This is a genomic window from Hyphomonas sp. (genome assembly GCF_016125515.1).
Lineage (GTDB): Bacteria > Pseudomonadota > Alphaproteobacteria > Caulobacterales > Hyphomonadaceae > Hyphomonas.
Window position 1 is genome coordinate 165,061 of the sequence record NZ_WGLO01000008.1, and the last position, 15,533, is coordinate 180,593.

General features: G+C 65.5%; 18 protein-coding genes. 6 read left to right on the forward strand and 12 right to left on the reverse strand.

Features of this window, described 5'->3' with window-relative positions; translation table 11 throughout:
• Positions 1-17: 17 nt before the first annotated feature.
• Together GC148_RS07210 and GC148_RS07215 are read left to right on the forward strand one after the other, a co-directional pair.
• The gene (locus tag GC148_RS07210) at positions 18-605 is read left to right on the forward strand and encodes a hypothetical protein (protein WP_291069966.1); all 588 of its coding nucleotides are present in this window, start codon (positions 18-20) and stop codon (positions 603-605) included.
• Positions 606-700: 95 nt separating this feature from the next.
• The gene (locus GC148_RS07215; protein WP_291069967.1) at positions 701-895 is read left to right on the forward strand and encodes a hypothetical protein; all 195 of its coding nucleotides are present in this window, start codon (positions 701-703) and stop codon (positions 893-895) included.
• Here the strand turns inward: GC148_RS07215 and GC148_RS07220 are convergent.
• From GC148_RS07220 to hisH, 3 genes are all read right to left on the reverse strand, one after another.
• Positions 892-1,206 carry a hypothetical protein gene (locus GC148_RS07220; protein ID WP_291069968.1) on the reverse strand — a complete coding sequence of 105 codons (315 nt, stop codon included), beginning with the start codon at positions 1,204-1,206 and terminating at the stop codon, positions 892-894. The two genes, GC148_RS07215 and GC148_RS07220, sit on opposite strands and share 4 nt — an antisense overlap.
• A gap of 361 nt (positions 1,207-1,567) precedes the next feature.
• Positions 1,568-2,305 (reverse strand): 1-(5-phosphoribosyl)-5-[(5-phosphoribosylamino)methylideneamino]imidazole-4-carboxamide isomerase, encoded by a 738-nt coding sequence (gene hisA, locus GC148_RS07225; RefSeq protein ID WP_291069969.1) that lies wholly within the window; start codon positions 2,303-2,305, stop codon positions 1,568-1,570.
• Entirely contained in the window at positions 2,302-2,934 is a 633-nt protein-coding gene (hisH, locus tag GC148_RS07230) for an imidazole glycerol phosphate synthase subunit HisH (protein ID WP_291069970.1), read from the reverse strand. Before hisH ends, hisA begins: the two co-directional genes overlap by 4 nt.
• Before the next feature lie 91 nt (positions 2,935-3,025).
• Between hisH and GC148_RS07235 the strand changes: the two genes are divergently transcribed.
• Complete coding sequence (locus GC148_RS07235; protein ID WP_291069972.1) at positions 3,026-4,819, forward strand: toll/interleukin-1 receptor domain-containing protein; 1,794 nt, start codon at positions 3,026-3,028, stop codon at positions 4,817-4,819.
• A 50-nt stretch (positions 4,820-4,869) separates the two neighbouring features.
• Positions 4,870-6,177 carry a hemolysin family protein gene (locus tag GC148_RS07240; RefSeq protein ID WP_291069974.1) on the forward strand — a complete coding sequence of 436 codons (1,308 nt, stop codon included), beginning with the start codon at positions 4,870-4,872 and terminating at the stop codon, positions 6,175-6,177.
• Positions 6,178-6,179: 2 nt separating this feature from the next.
• Here the strand turns inward: GC148_RS07240 and GC148_RS07245 are convergent, their stop codons facing one another.
• Positions 6,180-7,616 (reverse strand): carotenoid oxygenase family protein, encoded by a 1,437-nt coding sequence (locus tag GC148_RS07245; RefSeq protein ID WP_291069976.1) that lies wholly within the window; start codon positions 7,614-7,616, stop codon positions 6,180-6,182.
• 63 nt (positions 7,617-7,679) lie between these two features.
• Between GC148_RS07245 and GC148_RS07250 the strand changes: the two genes are divergently transcribed.
• A complete protein-coding gene (locus tag GC148_RS07250) occupies positions 7,680-8,285 on the forward strand; it encodes a TetR/AcrR family transcriptional regulator (protein ID WP_291069978.1) in 606 nt (201 codons plus the stop codon).
• Positions 8,286-8,306: 21 nt separating this feature from the next.
• Here the strand turns inward: GC148_RS07250 and hisB are convergent, their stop codons facing one another.
• On the reverse strand, positions 8,307-8,903 hold the full coding sequence (gene hisB / locus GC148_RS07255) for an imidazoleglycerol-phosphate dehydratase HisB (protein ID WP_291069979.1): 597 nt from the start codon (positions 8,901-8,903) through the stop codon (positions 8,307-8,309).
• 118 nt (positions 8,904-9,021) lie between these two features.
• On the opposite strand from hisB, the gene GC148_RS07260 reads away from it, so the two are divergent.
• On the forward strand, positions 9,022-10,791 hold the full coding sequence (locus tag GC148_RS07260; protein WP_291069982.1) for a bifunctional diguanylate cyclase/phosphodiesterase: 1,770 nt from the start codon (positions 9,022-9,024) through the stop codon (positions 10,789-10,791).
• On the opposite strand, the gene GC148_RS07265 is transcribed toward GC148_RS07260, so the two are convergent.
• From GC148_RS07265 to GC148_RS07295, 7 genes are all read right to left on the reverse strand, one after another.
• Positions 10,773-11,291: a GNAT family N-acetyltransferase gene (locus tag GC148_RS07265; RefSeq protein WP_291069984.1), complete on the reverse strand. Its 519-nt coding sequence runs from the start codon at positions 11,289-11,291 to the stop codon at positions 10,773-10,775. The genes GC148_RS07260 and GC148_RS07265 overlap by 19 nt on opposite strands.
• A complete protein-coding gene (locus GC148_RS07270; protein WP_291069986.1) occupies positions 11,288-11,716 on the reverse strand; it encodes a nuclear transport factor 2 family protein in 429 nt (142 codons plus the stop codon). Before GC148_RS07270 ends, GC148_RS07265 begins: the two co-directional genes overlap by 4 nt.
• Before the next feature lie 65 nt (positions 11,717-11,781).
• Positions 11,782-12,537: an alpha/beta hydrolase gene (locus tag GC148_RS07275; RefSeq protein ID WP_291069988.1), complete on the reverse strand. Its 756-nt coding sequence runs from the start codon at positions 12,535-12,537 to the stop codon at positions 11,782-11,784.
• A 60-nt stretch (positions 12,538-12,597) separates the two neighbouring features.
• A complete protein-coding gene (locus GC148_RS07280; RefSeq protein ID WP_291069990.1) occupies positions 12,598-13,653 on the reverse strand; it encodes a CoA ester lyase in 1,056 nt (351 codons plus the stop codon).
• An 83-nt stretch (positions 13,654-13,736) separates the two neighbouring features.
• On the reverse strand, positions 13,737-13,970 hold the full coding sequence (locus GC148_RS07285; protein ID WP_291069991.1) for a hypothetical protein: 234 nt from the start codon (positions 13,968-13,970) through the stop codon (positions 13,737-13,739).
• Positions 13,971-14,069: 99 nt separating this feature from the next.
• Positions 14,070-14,480, reverse strand: a complete 411-nt coding sequence (locus GC148_RS07290; protein WP_291069993.1) for a hypothetical protein — start codon at positions 14,478-14,480, stop codon at positions 14,070-14,072.
• A gap of 33 nt (positions 14,481-14,513) precedes the next feature.
• A complete protein-coding gene (locus GC148_RS07295) occupies positions 14,514-15,410 on the reverse strand; it encodes a tyrosine recombinase (RefSeq protein ID WP_291069995.1) in 897 nt (298 codons plus the stop codon).
• Between the last annotated feature and the right edge of the window lie 123 nt (positions 15,411-15,533).

Here is a 15,533-nt window from a genome sequence, read left to right on the forward strand (position 1 = left end):
CGGAAGGGGACGCTACCATGAAAGTACTGATCACTTGCCTGTTCAGCGTGCTCCTGTCGGGCTCGCTGGGCGCAGCGGCACAAGGTTGCTCGGTGGACCAACGCATCGAGCTGGCGAAGGCCGGCTACGACAAGGCCGAGGTCGAGGTCCTGTGCGCGACGGATATGTCCGCGCCGGCGGTTGCCACTCCCACCCGCACACCGGACGAAGTGCTGTCAGCCGCGAGCTACGACGCGGATGATGACGGTCCGCTCAAGCGCATTTTTTCCAGGCGTGAAAAGTGTGAATTCCTTTCCGACATGGTCCGGGTCAATAACAACAAGAAGACCTTCGGCGGTTATTATTCAAAGCTGATGCGCTACGGAATTTTTGATGTCGGCAAACACCAGGCCCAGCTCGTGTCTGACCGTGGTGCCGGAACTTTGTCGGCCTCGATTTCGATGACGGCCTGGGGCCTCGGCGCCGCAAACGAGACCTGCTACGCCTTGCTCATCCGCCGTCAGGATATTGCGCCGGAAGCCTTCGACGCCGCGGTGGCCGAAGCGCAGGCGGAGTTTGACGCCGTGCGCGGCGCGCTCATTGCAAAAGGCGTTGAGTTCGATTGAAGCGCCCGGCCCGTTTGGGGCGGGGCCGTGTTTCTGCTATAGAGGCGCGGGGGTCTTGAAACAGAAGGGCGCAGCGCGCCCGGGAAAGGAAAGACATGAGCCTGAAACGTGAAACCCTGAAAGCCGCCGAGCGGATCCGCCAGGACGACACTGAGAACCTCTGCCGCCTCGCTGCGCGGCTCACCCAGCTGCAGGCCGATGCCGGCACGCCGGACGAAACCGAAACCGACCTCGCCCACGCCCTGCGCAACCGCCGTATGCTGCGCCGGCCGCTCTCCTCCGCGCGCTAGCGCCGGAAGAAAATCCGGTCCGCCATCAGCGCGAGCGGCACAGGCACGGCAGCGGCCAGCATCAGCGGCCAATACGGATGAAGCGCTGGCACAGCGTTCCATGCGGCTTCCGACATGGGCAGAATGAGCGCGGCGCCGATAATTCCCGTCAGCACGATGAGTGTATCGAGAACCAGCCGGGGCAGGATGACCATCAGCGCCAGCACGGACCAGACCGAGCCGATGGCGGCCAGCCACAGCGCGGCCAGCCCGCACAGCAGGAAGAGTCCGGCCACTACGAAAATCGGCAGCTTGGCCAACGCGGGGCGCACCAAAGGCAGCTGAGGTGGGCTAAGCACCAGAGGCGGTGCACGGGGCGGCTCGACGAGCATGTGAAGAACATAACACGAACACGATAAAAAAGTCAAAGCCGTGGGCGATGAAATTCCGGTTAGGGTTATGCAGCTTCGATCCGTTTACGGATGAGCAAAGGCGTGATGGACTACAGCTTAAACTATCCCACCAAATCGCTCGCTACTCCAGAAATTCCGGAATAAATTTTCAACCTTGTCAAAGGTTACCTCAATTCCGCCGCTCGCAGCTTCCGGTCGGCGACAATATTGCAAACGGGCGCCAACCGGCTCTGATCTTTCTTTGTCATCATGAGCCGATTCGCCTTGTAAATGTTAAACTTTAGAGATTCTTGGAAGCTACCTCAACAGCCTCCGCCACCTCAATATCGCCGTCATACAGCGCGCGGCCCAGGATTGTGCCTTCGATGGGGGTGCCAGGGGCGGCGCGCAGGCGCCGGATGTCGTCCACGCTGGCAACCCCGCCCGAGGCAATGATTGGTATACGGACGGTATTGGCGAGGCCCGAGGTGAAGGCCACGTTCACGCCGGTCTTCAGGCCGTCGCGGCTGATATCGGTGGCGATGATCGCGGCCACGCCGCAATCCTCGAAGGCGCGGGCGAGGTCCACCGCCGCCATGTCGCTCGTCTCGGCCCAGCCTTCCACCGCCACCATGCCGTCCTTCGCGTCGATGCCCACCACGATCCGGCCGGGCAGGGCGCGGGCAGCAGTCTTCACCAGTTCCGGATCGCGCAGGGCCACCGTGCCGAGGATGACGCGCGAGATGCCGGCCTCCAGCCAGGCGTCGATCTGCGCGCGCGTGCGGATGCCGCCGCCGAGCTGAACCGGAGCGGGCGTGGATTTCAGGATCGAGGCGACCGCGTCGCGGTTAACCGGCGCGCCCGCAAAGGCGCCGTTCAGGTCCACCACATGCAGATGGGTGAAGCCCATCGCGTGAAAGGCGGCGGCCTGGTTGCCGGGATCGGTGTTGAACACCGTGGCCGCGTCCATCTCGCCGCGCAGCAGGCGCACGCAGGCGCCGTCCTTAAGGTCGATGGCGGGGTAGAGGGTGAAGGTCATGGGGTCCAGTTCAGGAAATTGCCGAGCAGTGCCAGCCCCACCTTCTGGCTCTTCTCCGGGTGGAACTGCGTGCCGAACAGGTTGTCGCGGGCAACCGCCGCCGCGAAGGGCGAGCCGTAATCGCACCAGGCGGCGACATCGGCCTCGTTTTCCGGGCGGAAGACATAAGAGTGGGTGAAATAGGCATGCGTGCCCGCGCCGAGCCCGGCGAGCACGGGGTGCGCGTCCGGGAAGGCGAGCTCGTTCCAGCCGACATGCGGCACCGGCAGGCCGGGCGCGGGCACCAGCCCCTCGACCAGCCCGTGGATCCAGCCGAGGCCGCGCGTCTCGCCGTCCTCAAGGCCAAGGTCCGCCATCAGCTGCATGCCGACACAGATGCCGAGGAACGGGCGCGCGCGCTTCAGCACGGCGTCTTCCAGCGCTTCGATCATGCCCGGAACGGCGCGCAGGGCGCCCGCACAGTCGGCAAAGTGGCCGACGCCCGGCAGCACGATCCGGTCGGCGGCGGCGAGGTCGTCCGGCCGGGCGGTGATCTGGATGTCGTGCGCGCCGGCGGCGGCGGCCACAAGGGCGCGCCCGCACGAGTGCAGGTTGCCGGAGCCATAGTCGATGAGCGCAACGCGGGACATGGCCGGGCTCATAGCGGCGCGGGCGGGCCGTGGCAATTGAGAGGTGTTTGGGGTAATCTGCTGGTCCACGCCGCAAATGCGAGGCTGACCTATGGGGACGAAACCGAACCAGCCCGCCGGCCCGGCTTCTGCGCCCGGCCCCGCTACGGAATCCGCGAAGGTGTTCCTCTCCTATTCGCGCAAGGACGCTGCCTTTGCCGACGAACTGGTGGCCGGCCTGCAGGCCTGCGGCTTCGAGGCCTATATCGACCGGGAAGACATCGCGCCCGGCGAAGCCTGGGAAACGCGACTGTCGGGCCTGATCGCGGAGGCCGATACGGTCATCTATGTGATCTCGCCGCATTCGGTGAATTCCGAACAATGCCATTGGGAAGTGTCCGAGACGCTGCGGATGTCGAAACGGCTGTTGCCGGTCGTGTGGGCGCCGGTGCCGGAAACGCAGATGCCGAAGGAACTATCGCGGCTGAATTTCGTGTTCTTCGATGGCGGCAAGAGTTTCGCGCGCGGTCTCGCCGATCTGGCGCAGGCGTTGCGGGTGGATGTCGGCTGGATCCGCGAGCATTCACGCCTCGGCGCGCTCGCCCGGCGCTGGGATGCACGCGGGCGGCCGGACGAAGCGCTGCTGCGCGGCGAGGAGCTGAACGCGGCGCGCGACTGGGCGGCGGCCCGGCCGCCCAGCGCGCCGGCGCTGACCGATCTGCACTCGGATCATATTGCCGCAAGCCTTGCCGCGCGTGAGGCCGCCGAGCGCGAGGCCCGGGTCAAACGGCGCGGCGCGGTGGTCCTGTCGATGCTGGTCGCAGGCGCCATGACGCTGCTGGCAGCCGGGGCTGGCTGGCAGGCCCTCGAGGCGCTCGAGGCGAAGAAGGTCCAGGAGAACCTGAAGGTGCAGGCCATCGCGGCACTCGATGCGCTGGACGTGAAAACAAACGAGCTGGAGAAATCAAACCTACGTCTGTCTGCGGACATTGCGCTGCGCGCGCCGCCCTCGGGCGCGAGATACGTGACGATCCAGGGCGGCTGGTTTCCGCTGGCTGCGAAGTTCTCCGGCGCCATCGCCAAGGTCGAGCGGCAGGATGCGGAGGGCCGGCTCGCCGCCGCTCAGTCCGGCATGCTGATCGATGGCAGCCTGCTGCGCGGCGGCGATACCGGCACCTATCTCCTCGTGCCCGCCATGCGCAGCGTGGCGGAGGATGCCGCCGCATTCGTGCTGCCCAACGCCTTCGTTCCCGGTGCGGACGAGTCCAGCCCGCCGGTCGAAGATGGATTCGAAGCCGGCGAAGTGCCGCTGGATGCACCGCCGCTGGAACAGAAAATTGTCAATTTCACGTCTGCCGGGCCGCCGGTCAGCCTGCGTGCGCTGTTCCCGGTGCTCGATGGCGAGACCTGGATCAAGGGGGCGGAGCTGATCTGGTCGACGCCCATGCACATGAGCGGGGTAGATCCGTTCGAACTCTGGCGGCTCGACGCGCCGCCGCCCTTCGGCGCGCGGCCGCTGGTAAGCGAAGACATCGCCTGTAGCATCCTGGAAGGGGAGGTGAGCCCGGCCAACATGCCGGGCCGGCCGCTGGCCCTTTACGGCATCGGCGACGCCGCCTTGGGCGGGCAGGCGGTCACCCTTTTCGTGTCGGAGCTCGAAGACGCGTCTGATCCGTACAGGATCTATTATGCCCATTCGACCACGCTTGGCGCCTTCGGTGCGCCAGTGTTCGACCTGACCAGCGGGCAGGTCGTTGCCGTGCATATCGGCTCGGTTCCCGGAATCCGGCTCGACAGTCCGCGCAGCGGGTTCGGCGTGGCCCTGCCGATGATCCTCGACCAGATCCGGCAGGAGATCGACCCGGCCGAGGGCACCACGCCGCTCGACCTGATCTGCCCCGCCTGACCGCGAATCGGCTTGGAGGCGGCGGCGCAATCGTGCGATAGGCGTGGCCCATGGACCTCATCATTCTTCTTGCGCTGATCGCGCTGAACGGCCTGTTCGCTCTGTCCGAACTCGCCATCGTGTCTTCCCGCCACACGCGGCTGCAGTTGCGCGCCGAAAAGGGCGACCGGGGCGCCAAGGCCGCGCTGCGCCTGCAGGCCGATCCTTCGCGCTTCCTGTCCACTGTGCAGGTAGGCATCACGCTGATCGGCATTATTGCGGGCGCCTATGGCGCCACCGCCCTGGCCGAGGATCTCGCGCCCTGGATCGCGCGGACGATGCCGCCGCTGCAGCATCAGGCCGGGCTGATCGCTTTCGGTGTGGTGATCGCGGCGACGACCTACCTGTCGCTCGTCATCGGCGAGCTGGTGCCGAAGCGGATCGCGATGACCGCGCCGGAAGCCTTCGCCTGCGCGATTGCGCCGCCCATGGCCTTACTCTCGCGGGTAGCCTTTCCGCTCGTGTTCGTCTTGCGTGGCTCGACCAACCTGATCCTCGGCATCTTGGGTCTGGCGAAGGTCAACACCCATCAGGTCACGGAAGAAGAGATCGAAAGCGTGATCGAGGAAGGCGCCGCGAGCGGCGCGATCGAAGACGGCGAGCGCACGATGATCCGCAGCGTGATGCGCCTCGCCGACCGCGACGTGCGCTCGATCATGACCTCGCGCAAGGATGTGGTCTGGCTCGACCTTGACGATCCGCCGCAGGACCTGCTGAAGCGGATGGCAGAGAGCGGCCATTCCCGTTTTCCGGTCGCGCGCGATGACCTCGAGAAAGTGATCGCAATCGTTCAGACCAAGGATCTTCTGGCGCAATCCGGCGGCTGCCGGATACCGGACTTCGAGGCGGCCGGGCATCCGCCCTTGTTCGTGCCGGATACGATGACGGTCCTGAACCTGCTCGAGAATCTCCAGAAAAGCCCGGTACAGCTCGCACTGGTCGTTGATGAGCTGGGACACGTCGAAGGCATCGTGACGGCCGCCGATGTGCTCGGCGCGATTGCCGGCGATGTCGCCTTCTCGGACGGTGATGGCCTGGCGCGCCCGCAGAAGCGCGAAGACGGCTCCTGGCTGATCGACGGACGCATGGCGCTGGAGGATCTGGAGATCGTTCTCGGCACGGATGTCCGGAGCGAGGAGGACGCCTCCTTCGCCACCGCCGCCGGCCTCGTGATCCATCATCTCCAGCGCGTGCCGCAGTTGTCCGACACGATCGTCTCGAACGGCTGGCGGTTCGAAGTGATCGACATGGATGACCGGCGGATCGACAAGCTGCTGCTGTCGCGCCTGCCGGCCCGTGACGAAGACCCGACCGGCTGAGGTTAGCCCAGCGGGATCCAGTTGCCGTGGAAGCCCGGCGGGATGCGGTGCGGAATGGTCACCGCCGCCACCGGCGCGCGGGTAAAGTCCTGCGCGTCCAGGATGACGAGATCGGTGGTGTCGGTGTTCGTGTCGATCACGTAGCCGACCAGCCAGCCCTCGTCTTCGCCTGCCGTCGCATGGGCCGGCACGAAGACGAATTCGCCCGGCACGCGGCCCGAACCGAAATCATGGACCTCGCGCGTCCTCGCGCCAAGATCATGCTTGTAGATACAGGTCGCGCCCATCCATTCGGCCACGCCGGCCGGGGGCAGGGCGACCGTGTAGGCGAAGCGGTAGGGTTGGCCGATCCGGCGTTCGTCCGGACGCGGAAATTCCTGCGGCGCGGCGTCGATGACGGTGCGCGTGACCTTGTGGGTGACCGGGTTGATCTCGAGGCTTTCGAAATCGGTAACCGGTGCATTCGGGCCTTTCTGTCCGTCGTCGAACACGCGCGAATGCACCGCCGCGTCCATGATCACCGTGCCGTCTTCCGTTTCGTAGGCGTTGGCCGGGTGGAAGATGTAGCAGGGTTCGACATCGCACCAGATGATATCGTTGCCTTTCCCGGATCGGAGGAGGAGTCCGATCCGGGCAGCGTGCTTCGGGTTCCAGCGGAAGGGGAAGTTTTCGCCGGCCACGAGGGCGGACATAGAGAAGGTGACCGGCAGGTCCATGACGATCACATAGTTTTTCGTCAGCATGCAGTCATGGATCGAGGGGCCGTCCTGCACGGCGATGGGCTCATGGCGGATTACCTGGCCGTCCTTGCCGATCACGGTGTGCCACACAGTGGTCTGTTCCATCGCATTGTAGCAGATGGCGTGGGTCTCGCCGGTTAGCGGATCCTCGTGCGGGTGGGCGGTGAAGCCCTTGGCCAGCAGGCCGCCGAAATCGTTGCGGGCGCGGCTTTCAAGGTCTTCGGAGACTTCGACGGGCAGGCCGCCGGCTTCGACGATCGCCCAGATCTTGCCGGCCATCGCCACGACGTTCGTGTTCGGACTTTCAAAACGAGTCGCCGGTCCGGGGATGGTCGCTTCGCCGAGCGCCTTGCTGATCGCGGCCGAGCGGACCCAGCGATTGCGGTACCAGAGTGCCTTGCCGCCTTCGAGGCGCACGCCGTGCAGCATGCCGTCGCCGGCAAACCAGTGATGGGTAGCAGGGTTGGGCGGGGCGAAGGGGTTCGGGCCATTGCGCAGGTAGAGGCCGTTCAGCCCCGCCGGGATCGTGCCGGTGACTTTCAGGTCCGTGAAGGTCTGCTCGGCGCTCAGCGGGGTGTGGATTCCGGTCAGGTAGGGGTTCGGCTCCTTCGCCTTGCGATGGGTCCGGTTGAAGTTCGCGACCGTCATGATCCCTTGGGTGACGACACCGCGGATGGCAGTTTCAACGGGGCTGGGCATGGAAGGCTCCTGTGACGAAGTGTGCGGGTTGAACGGGCGCGGAATAATGTTTACACCGATAACATGCCCGAGAATGATAACACTGTCAACATACCATCCGACAAAAGTCGCTACCATCATGGCGATCTGCGCGCCGCGTTGATTGCCGAAGGCCTGAAACTGATCGACTCAGGCCCGGCCGAAGCGCTGAGCCTGCGCGAGATTGCGCGCAATGCAGGCGTGTCGGCGACCGCGGTCTACCGGCACTTCCCGGACAAGGCCGCGCTTCTGGGCGCGCTGTGTGCGGAAGGCCAGGTGATGCTGGCCCGCGCGTTCCGCAATGCGATGCAGGCGGCCCAGCCGGGCTTGGAGGCGTTCAATGCCATGGGCCGGGCTTACGTCCATTTCGCCCTCGACCATCCTTCGCTTTTCCGTCTGATGATGGCGCAGCCGGGAAGCGGTCCCGTGCCGGTGCCCGGGCTGGGGGAGGGGACGGACCATAACGGCATGCAGATGCTGGTCGATGCAATCGACGGCGTCTTCGGCGCCGAAATGCCCAAGCATGTGCGCGAGGCACGCCGGCTGAAAGCCTGGTCGCTGGTGCACGGCCTCGCCATGTTGATGCTCGACGGCCAGGTGCCGGCTGACCGCGCGCTGATCCCGGCGGTCGTCGACGCCCGGATGATCTAAGGCCCTGTATTCAGGGCGTTTCTATAGGCTGCCCTTGGTGCTGGCCGGCTTGCCGCCGAGCTTCGGATCGACCGCGATCGCCGTCCGCAGGGCCCGCGCTGTGGCCTTGAAACAGCTTTCGGCGATGTGGTGGCAGTTCTCGCCGTAGAGGTTTTCCACATGCAGGCACATGCCGCCATTGCCGGCGAGGGCATGGAAGAACTCCTTGAAGAGTTCGGTGTCCATTTCGCCGATCTTGTCGCGCGAGAAGCTGACTTTCCAGATCAGGTAAGGCCGTTTGCACAGATCCAGGCTCGACCGGGTCAGCGTCTCGTCCATCGGGATATAGGCATGGCCGAAGCGCGTGATGCCGGCGAAATCGCCCAGCGCCTTCAGGATGGCCTGGCCGATGACGATGCCGGTATCCTCAACAGAGTGGTGCATGTCGATGTGCAGGTCGCCCTTGCACCGCACGGTCAGGTCGATTGCCGAGTGGCGCGACAGGCTGTCGAGCATGTGATCGAAGAAACCGATCCCGGTGTCGATATCGGATTTGCCGGTTCCGTCCAGGTCAACGGTGACAGTGATGTCCGTTTCCTTGGTCTTTCGGGTGATCGTGGCGGTGCGGGTCTTGGTCATGGCAGGCATATAGTCCGTAGCGAACATTACAGCTAGCGCAGGATGTTCACAGATTCCTAAACATCTATGCCGCAGTTTGCAGGGGATTTTCCGAATCGGGGCCCCAGGCGGCATTGGATTGAAACGCGTAACCTTCCTCGGCCGGTTGACCGGTAGCCTTTCGATTACGGCCTTCGCCGCAATCGCGGGCGCCTCTTTGGCCTTCATCCTGTACAGCGTCGCGCTGCTCGCGGTCATGAGTTACAGGGCCTTCGTGCTGGGCCTGCCGTTCGGGTTGGCCGTGCCCTGGCAGGTCTGGTCGACACTGCTCTTCGTTTGCACCGTGCTCTCAGCTGCCGGTGCCTATGTCACGGCCAAGCCGCTGCAGGACCTGTTCAACCGTTTCACCGCCTACATGCTGACCGACCGGCTGGACGCCCAGGCCGAACTCGACTCGCTGCAGTTTCCCGAGCTGCGCCGTCTGCGGGTTGCGAGCACCCGGGCGGTCCGCAAGCTGCGCCGCGAAAACGAAGTGCTGCGCCACATTGCCTACAAGGATGGCCGCACCAACCTGCCGAACGCGATTGCGCTGGAACGCCATGTCAACGCGACCCTGCCTGAGGCGAGCTTCGACTATCCGGCTGCGTTCCTGCTGCTCGACATCGACCGGTTCGGCCAGCTTCTCGAACAGGTTGGCGCGGCCAATGGCGACGCTCTGCTGGAAGCGGCTTCGAAGCGCTTGACCCGCGCCCTGGCCGAGCTCGGCGATCCGGCGGCGGTCGCCTTGCGAGGCAGCATGCTGGCGGCGATCTCGGCGGACAAGTTTGCGCTCTACCTGCCTTCGGCCATCAACCGTGACCATGTCATCTCCATCGCCCGCGCCGTCCGGGCAGCGTTCGCTGAACCGTTCGACCTGCCGACCCGGCAGGTGACGATGTCGATCTCTGGCGGCATCGTGATGGCACCGGAGGATGCGGAGTCCTTCCCGAAACTGATGCAGAACGCGAAGCTGGCCGTGCGGCTTGTGCGTTCAGAAGCGCAGTCCGGCTTCCGCTTCTTCACGCCGCGCCTGACGCGGATCGTGCAAGGCCGCTACCGGTTCGAGGCCGAGCTGCGCGACGCGGTGGGCAACAAGGAATTCAAGGCCGTCTTCCAGCCGAAGATCGACTTCCAGACCGGCCGGATCACCGGCGCCGAGGCATTGGCCCGCTGGCGCCGGCCGAACGGCAAACTGATCTCGCCCGCGACCTTCATTCCGGTGGCCGAGCAGGCCGGGCTGATCGATGCGATCGGCATGCAGATCCTCGAAGCGGCGTGCGAAGCCGCGCGCACCTGGCAGCTCGAAGGCTTCGACCTGACCGTTGCCGTGAACGTTTCGCCGAGCCAGTTCCAGCGCCACGACCTGACCGACTCGATCATGGCGGTGTTGCGCCGCACCGGTCTGCATCCGAACCGGCTGGAGCTGGAGATCACCGAGAGCATGGCGGTGTCTGATCCGGCGCGCGTGGCCGAGTTCATCTCGCCGCTGCGTGCGATGGGCACCAAGCTCGCGATCGACGATTTCGGGACCGGCCATTCGAACCTTGCGACGCTGACCCAGTTGCCCTTCGACGTGTTCAAGATCGACCGGCAGTTCGTCTCCGCGCTTGAAACCGACAAGCAGGCGCCGGCGATTGTCGAGATGATCCTCGCGATGGCCGAAACGCTTGGCCTGAAGACGGTGGCCGAAGGCGTCGAGACGACCAAGCAGGCCGAGTTCCTGCGGCGGCGCGGTTGCACGATGGCGCAGGGCTTCCTCTACAGCCCCGGCCTGCCGGAAGCGGCCTTCCTGGATTTCCTGCGCGCCTGGAACCCTTCGGCGACCAGCCAGATCCAGGACTTCCAGGAACGTCAGGCGCCGCGCCGGTAAGTGTTCACGCGTTCGCCGCCAAGCAGGGTCTCACCGGTCTGCACATAACCCATTTTCGCAGCGACCTTCGCCGAGGCGATATTGGCCGGCTCGATCACGCAGCTGCTGATGCCGGGCCGGTTTGCGTCCAGCCATTCATGCATCGCTCCGACCGCTTCGGAGGCGATGCCGCGTCCCCAGGCGGCGGGCGCAAAGGCCCAGCCGGCTTCCGGGCCGGGGACAAGGTGTTCGGGCAGGCCGCGTTTGAATTCCGCAAAGCCGCCTTCGCCGAGGAATTCGCCGGTCGCCCGGTCGGTGACCACCCAATAGCCATGGCCGACCATGGCCCAAAGACCGGCGCCGCGCAGCAGCGCGAACCAGACCTCCTGGCGTGAGCGTGGCTTGCCGCCGATGAAGCGCACAACGCCCTCATCGGCCCACATGGCGGCAGCCGGCTCAAGGTCGGCACGTTCGGCCGGACGCAGGCAAAGCCGTTCGGTTTCGAGGACGGGTGCCTTCACGCGCCGGCTTTCATCTTCGCCAGCATCGCGCCCATGGCGGCGTGAACGGTCTGGATGGCCTTCAGGGGACGGACCATCACCTTGAAGTCCATGATCTGGCCGGCGGCGTTCCACTCGATCATGTCGACGCCGTTGACGAGGATGCCGTCCATCTCGGTCTCGAATTCCAGCACCGCCCGGTCGCCGCAATCGAAAACGCGGGTATAGCGGAAACTGTCATTGCCCAGCGTTTCGCCGGCCGCGAGCAGGTAGCCCATTGTGATCATCTTGCCTTGCTGCGGCGTGTGGACGACCGGGCTTTTGAAGACGACGTCATCGGCGAGCAGGGGCGCAAGGCCGCCGGGCGAGTGGTCGCGGTCCATCCAGTCGAACCAGGCCTGCAGGTTCGGGCTGTGGCCGGTGGTCGGGATCAGGTGCTTTGCCATTATGAGGTCCTCCGGCGCGCGAGATTAAACGGGGCAGGGCAGCGCCACAATCGGAGTTTTCGGACTCACGCGTACCCGAGAAAGGACAGAATCCTTGCGAGCACGCCGCGGTCAAGACAGAGCTCGCGGTGGTCGAGACCCGTGACACCGTGGACTTCGGCCCCGGGCAAGCTTGCGGCGACACGCGAGATTTCGTCAAGCGGACAGCCAACGTCTGCCTCGGAGCCGATGAACAGAAGCTTGCCCTTGAAACCGCCGAGGGCGCCGGCAAAGTCGAACGGACCAAGTTCGCCGCCGCCGTTTGCGCGGATGATCTCAAGCGCGCGCTCGAGCACGGCAGGATCGGTGCCCTGCCGGCGCTTGGCTTCGGCCCAGCCGAGCACAGGCGGAGCAATGAGGATGACATAGTCCGCGCGCGCACCATTCCGGATGGCGTTGGCTGTCGCGACGCAGCCGAACGAATGCGCGATGATCGTGTCAATGGGCGCTTCGGCAGTGCAGACTTCGAGCACCGACTTTCCGGCGACCTCGCCGCCATATTCCATCAGTTTCGAGGCGCCATGTGCGGGCAGGTCCATCAGGAGGACTGGACGCGAGCTTGCGAGGAAGTCCTGTGCGAACTGGCGCCAGATGCGGTGCGTGTCGTTCCAGCCATGGACGAACAGCGTCGCGGGGCCCGTATGTCCGCGCCAGAGTGGGGTATCGCCGACATCGCAGCGCGCATTCGGCGGCAGCATGTTCTGGCCGGGCGCGGCGCTGATCGGACTCGGGGTCAGTTCGTCAAGCAGCGCGCGAACGTCCTCGTTGATCTGCTCTGACATGGCGTTTCTCCCACCGGTATCTTCATTGCAGCAGCGGGAGACGTCAATGCGCGGCGAGTATCAAGCGGCGTAGGCGGCCGCGAGGTCGGGGTCTTTCGAGGCCACGAGGTCGGCGAGGTCGGAGATGACTTTGGCCTGTTTCCAGGTGGCGTCGTCCTGCATCTTGCCGTCGATCATGGCCACGCCGGTGCCGTCCGGCATGGCGGCGAGGATCTTGCGGGCGAACTTCACTTCCTCCGGGTCCGGAGAGAAGACGCGCTTGGCGATGGCGATCTGGTTCGGGTGGAGCGACCAGGCGCCGGAACAGCCGAGCAGGAAGGCATTGCGGAACTGCTGCTCGCAGGCATCGAGATCGGAGATGTCGCCGAACGGGCCGTAGAAAGCGTTGATGCCAGCCATGCGGCAGGCGTCGACCATGCGGGCGATCGTGTAGTGCCAGAGGTCCTGCTGGGCGTTGGCGCGCGCGCTTCCATCCGTATGCGGATCTTCCAGCACGCGGTAGAAGGGGTGACCGCCGCCGACGCGGGTGGTTTTCATCTTGCGGTCTGCGGCCAGGTCTGCCGGGCCGAGCGAGATGCCCTGCATACGGGGGGAGGCGAGGGCAATCTCCTCGACGCGCGCCATGCCCTGCGCGGTTTCGAGGATGGCGTGAAACAGGATCGGGCGCGTCAGGCCGGCTTTGGCTTCGAGCTGGGCGACGTACTGGTCGGCGAAGTGAATATCCCACGGGCCTTCGACCTTCGGCAGCATGATGACGTCGAGCTGGTGGCCGGCCTTGAGGACCAGTTCGGAGACATCGTCCTGGAACCAGGGTGAGTTCAGCGGGTTCACGCGGCTCCAGAATCCGGTGCCGGATTTCTGCCAGTCGCGCATGTTCGCCATCTCGACGGCGCCTGCGCGGGCGGCGTCCTTGGCGTCGGCGGGGATCGCGTCCTCGAGATTGGCCAGGATCACGTCCACCTGCTTGGCCATCTCCGGCACCTTGGGGCGGATCTTTTCGTTATGGCCGGGGACGAAATGGATCATCCGCTCGAGGCGGATGGGCAGGTCGCGCATCGGTTCGGGCGCGCCGATGGCGAGCGGCTTGAAGAAATTGCGCGGCGTTTTCTGAGACATGCTGGCCCCCTCCGGTTATGCCAGAGGAATAGGCGTCATGTTGCGCTGCGTCAAAGGGCGGGGGCGGCCTGCGGCGGCAAGCCTCAGCTGGACGAGGACAGGCCAGCTTCGATGCGACGCTCGGCGGCCAGGGCGCGCCGGAAGACCACAACGCCGATGGCCAGCACGATCACGGCCGCAATGCCCTCGCCGCCGAAGATGATCGGCTGGCTGGCGTGCAGCTCGGACAGGATGGCCCAGGTGGAGGTTCCGAAAAAGATTGCGGCGATCTCGACCATGAGAAGCGTGGCAATCAGGGCACGAAGTGTGCGGCCCATGCAATTCCCCGAAGGCAAACACCAGCACGCGCTGGCACAATTGCCCGTATCTCACGGCGAAAATCGTCCCGCAATGGGTGTTTTACCGCTGGCGGCGGCTCAGCGCGTGAACGTGTAGGCGTTGCGCTGGAAGGCGGTTGCTTCACCGTCCGGATCGATCGTCTTGCGGATCGAAAAACGGGTCTCGCCGAGCGTGTAGGTGTGGGTGCACACGGCCGGGAGGTCGTTGTCCTCGCAAAGTCCCCGCGTTTCGACCACGACATCGCCATTCGCGAGAACCTCGCGCGACATGACAGGCTCGCCGTCGATCGCGGTTCCGCCGGGGTCGATCAGGTAGGTGGAAGGGCCGTCAGCGGAGGGCTCGTCCAGGTACCGGAAGAAGATTTCGAGGCCGCCCTCAATGCGGCGAACCTCGGCGGCGGTGCGCAGGGGCACTTCGCCGAAGGGCGGCGAGGCAGAGACGCAGGCCGACAGCGCGGCAGCAAGCGACAGGGCAGCGCGGCGGAACATGGCAATCCTCCGGAGGTTGCCCTGACTACGGGTTCAGCCTGCCATCGGATGGGCGGTCTCGAGCAATTCCTGGAGTTCGTCAGTGAGGACGTGGGTGTAGATCTGCGTCGTCGCGATGTCGGCGTGGCCTAGCAGCATCTGCACGGCGCGCAGGTCCGCGCCGCCTTGTAGCAGGTGGGTCGCATAGGCGTGGCGCAGGGCGTGCGGGTGGACGCGCGCGGGGTCGAGTCGGGCTTCGACCGCGAGGCCTTCCAGCAACTGGCCGAGACGGCGGCGCGTCAGGTGGCCGCTCGCGCCGCGCGAGGGGAAGACGTAGTCCTCGGCGCGGGCCGGGGCTTTCTCCCTGGTGCGAGTCGCCAACCAGTCGGCGAGGGCCTCCAGTGCGGGCCGGCCGAGGGGGCAGAGGCGTTCCTTGCCGCCCTTGCCGCGGATGATGATGTCGCTGGTCACCCAGCGCGGCCCCTTGCGGCGGGGCAGGCTGCCGAGGGTGAGGGAGACGAGTTCGGAGGCGCGCAGGCCGGCGCCGTAGAGCAGTTCCACCAGGCAGCGCAGGCGCGTGTCGTCCCCGCAGGCGAAGATCAGGGCCTTCATCTCCTCGCGGCTCAGCACGTCCGGCACGTCGCGTGTGGGGGAGGGGCCGTCAAGGCGGGCGGTGGGGTCGTCCTTGCGGTCGCCTTCCTCAAAAAGGAAGCGGAAGAAACGGCGCAACGCCGACAGCTTGCGGGCCTGCGAGGCAGGGGCGAGGCCGCGCTCGGCGAGGTCGTTGACCCAGGCGCTGAGTTCGGCGGCTTTCACCCGGGTCAGGCGACCGCGGCAGAATTCGGACGCATCGATCAGGTCGCGGCCATAAGCATCGAGCGTGTTGGGGCTGGCGCCCCGCTCGGCGGACATCATTTCGAGGAAGGCGCCGATGCGCTGGCGGTCTGACATGCCGGCAAGGCTAGGCCATCCGGTTTAAGGGCGCGTGAAGCGGCAGATACTGACGCCCGGGCGGACCGGGCTTCTATTTCTGCGCGGGACGACGCGCAGATTAAGATAGAAATAGGCGCGGGC

Bases quoted from the DNA above. Each gene is read 5' to 3' on its own strand.
- GC148_RS07210 (WP_291069966.1), top strand. From the start codon at position 18: ATGAAAGTACTGATCACTTGCCTGTTCAGCGTGCTCCTGTCGGGCTCG.
- GC148_RS07215 (WP_291069967.1), top strand. From the start codon at position 701: ATGAGCCTGAAACGTGAAACCCTGAAAGCCGCCGAGCGGATCCGCCAG.
- hisA (WP_291069969.1), bottom strand. From the start codon at position 2,305: ATGACCTTCACCCTCTACCCCGCCATCGACCTTAAGGACGGCGCCTGC.
- hisH (WP_291069970.1), bottom strand. From the start codon at position 2,934: ATGTCCCGCGTTGCGCTCATCGACTATGGCTCCGGCAACCTGCACTCG.
- GC148_RS07235 (WP_291069972.1), top strand. From the start codon at position 3,026: ATGGGGACGAAACCGAACCAGCCCGCCGGCCCGGCTTCTGCGCCCGGC.
- GC148_RS07240 (WP_291069974.1), top strand. From the start codon at position 4,870: ATGGACCTCATCATTCTTCTTGCGCTGATCGCGCTGAACGGCCTGTTC.
- GC148_RS07245 (WP_291069976.1), bottom strand. From the start codon at position 7,616: ATGCCCAGCCCCGTTGAAACTGCCATCCGCGGTGTCGTCACCCAAGGG.
- GC148_RS07250 (WP_291069978.1), top strand. From the start codon at position 7,680: ATGCCCGAGAATGATAACACTGTCAACATACCATCCGACAAAAGTCGC.
- hisB (WP_291069979.1), bottom strand. From the start codon at position 8,903: ATGACCAAGACCCGCACCGCCACGATCACCCGAAAGACCAAGGAAACG.
- GC148_RS07270 (WP_291069986.1), bottom strand. From the start codon at position 11,716: ATGGCAAAGCACCTGATCCCGACCACCGGCCACAGCCCGAACCTGCAG.
- GC148_RS07275 (WP_291069988.1), bottom strand. From the start codon at position 12,537: ATGTCAGAGCAGATCAACGAGGACGTTCGCGCGCTGCTTGACGAACTG.
- GC148_RS07280 (WP_291069990.1), bottom strand. From the start codon at position 13,653: ATGTCTCAGAAAACGCCGCGCAATTTCTTCAAGCCGCTCGCCATCGGC.
- GC148_RS07285 (WP_291069991.1), bottom strand. From the start codon at position 13,970: ATGGGCCGCACACTTCGTGCCCTGATTGCCACGCTTCTCATGGTCGAG.
- GC148_RS07290 (WP_291069993.1), bottom strand. From the start codon at position 14,480: ATGTTCCGCCGCGCTGCCCTGTCGCTTGCTGCCGCGCTGTCGGCCTGC.
- GC148_RS07295 (WP_291069995.1), bottom strand. From the start codon at position 15,410: ATGTCAGACCGCCAGCGCATCGGCGCCTTCCTCGAAATGATGTCCGCC.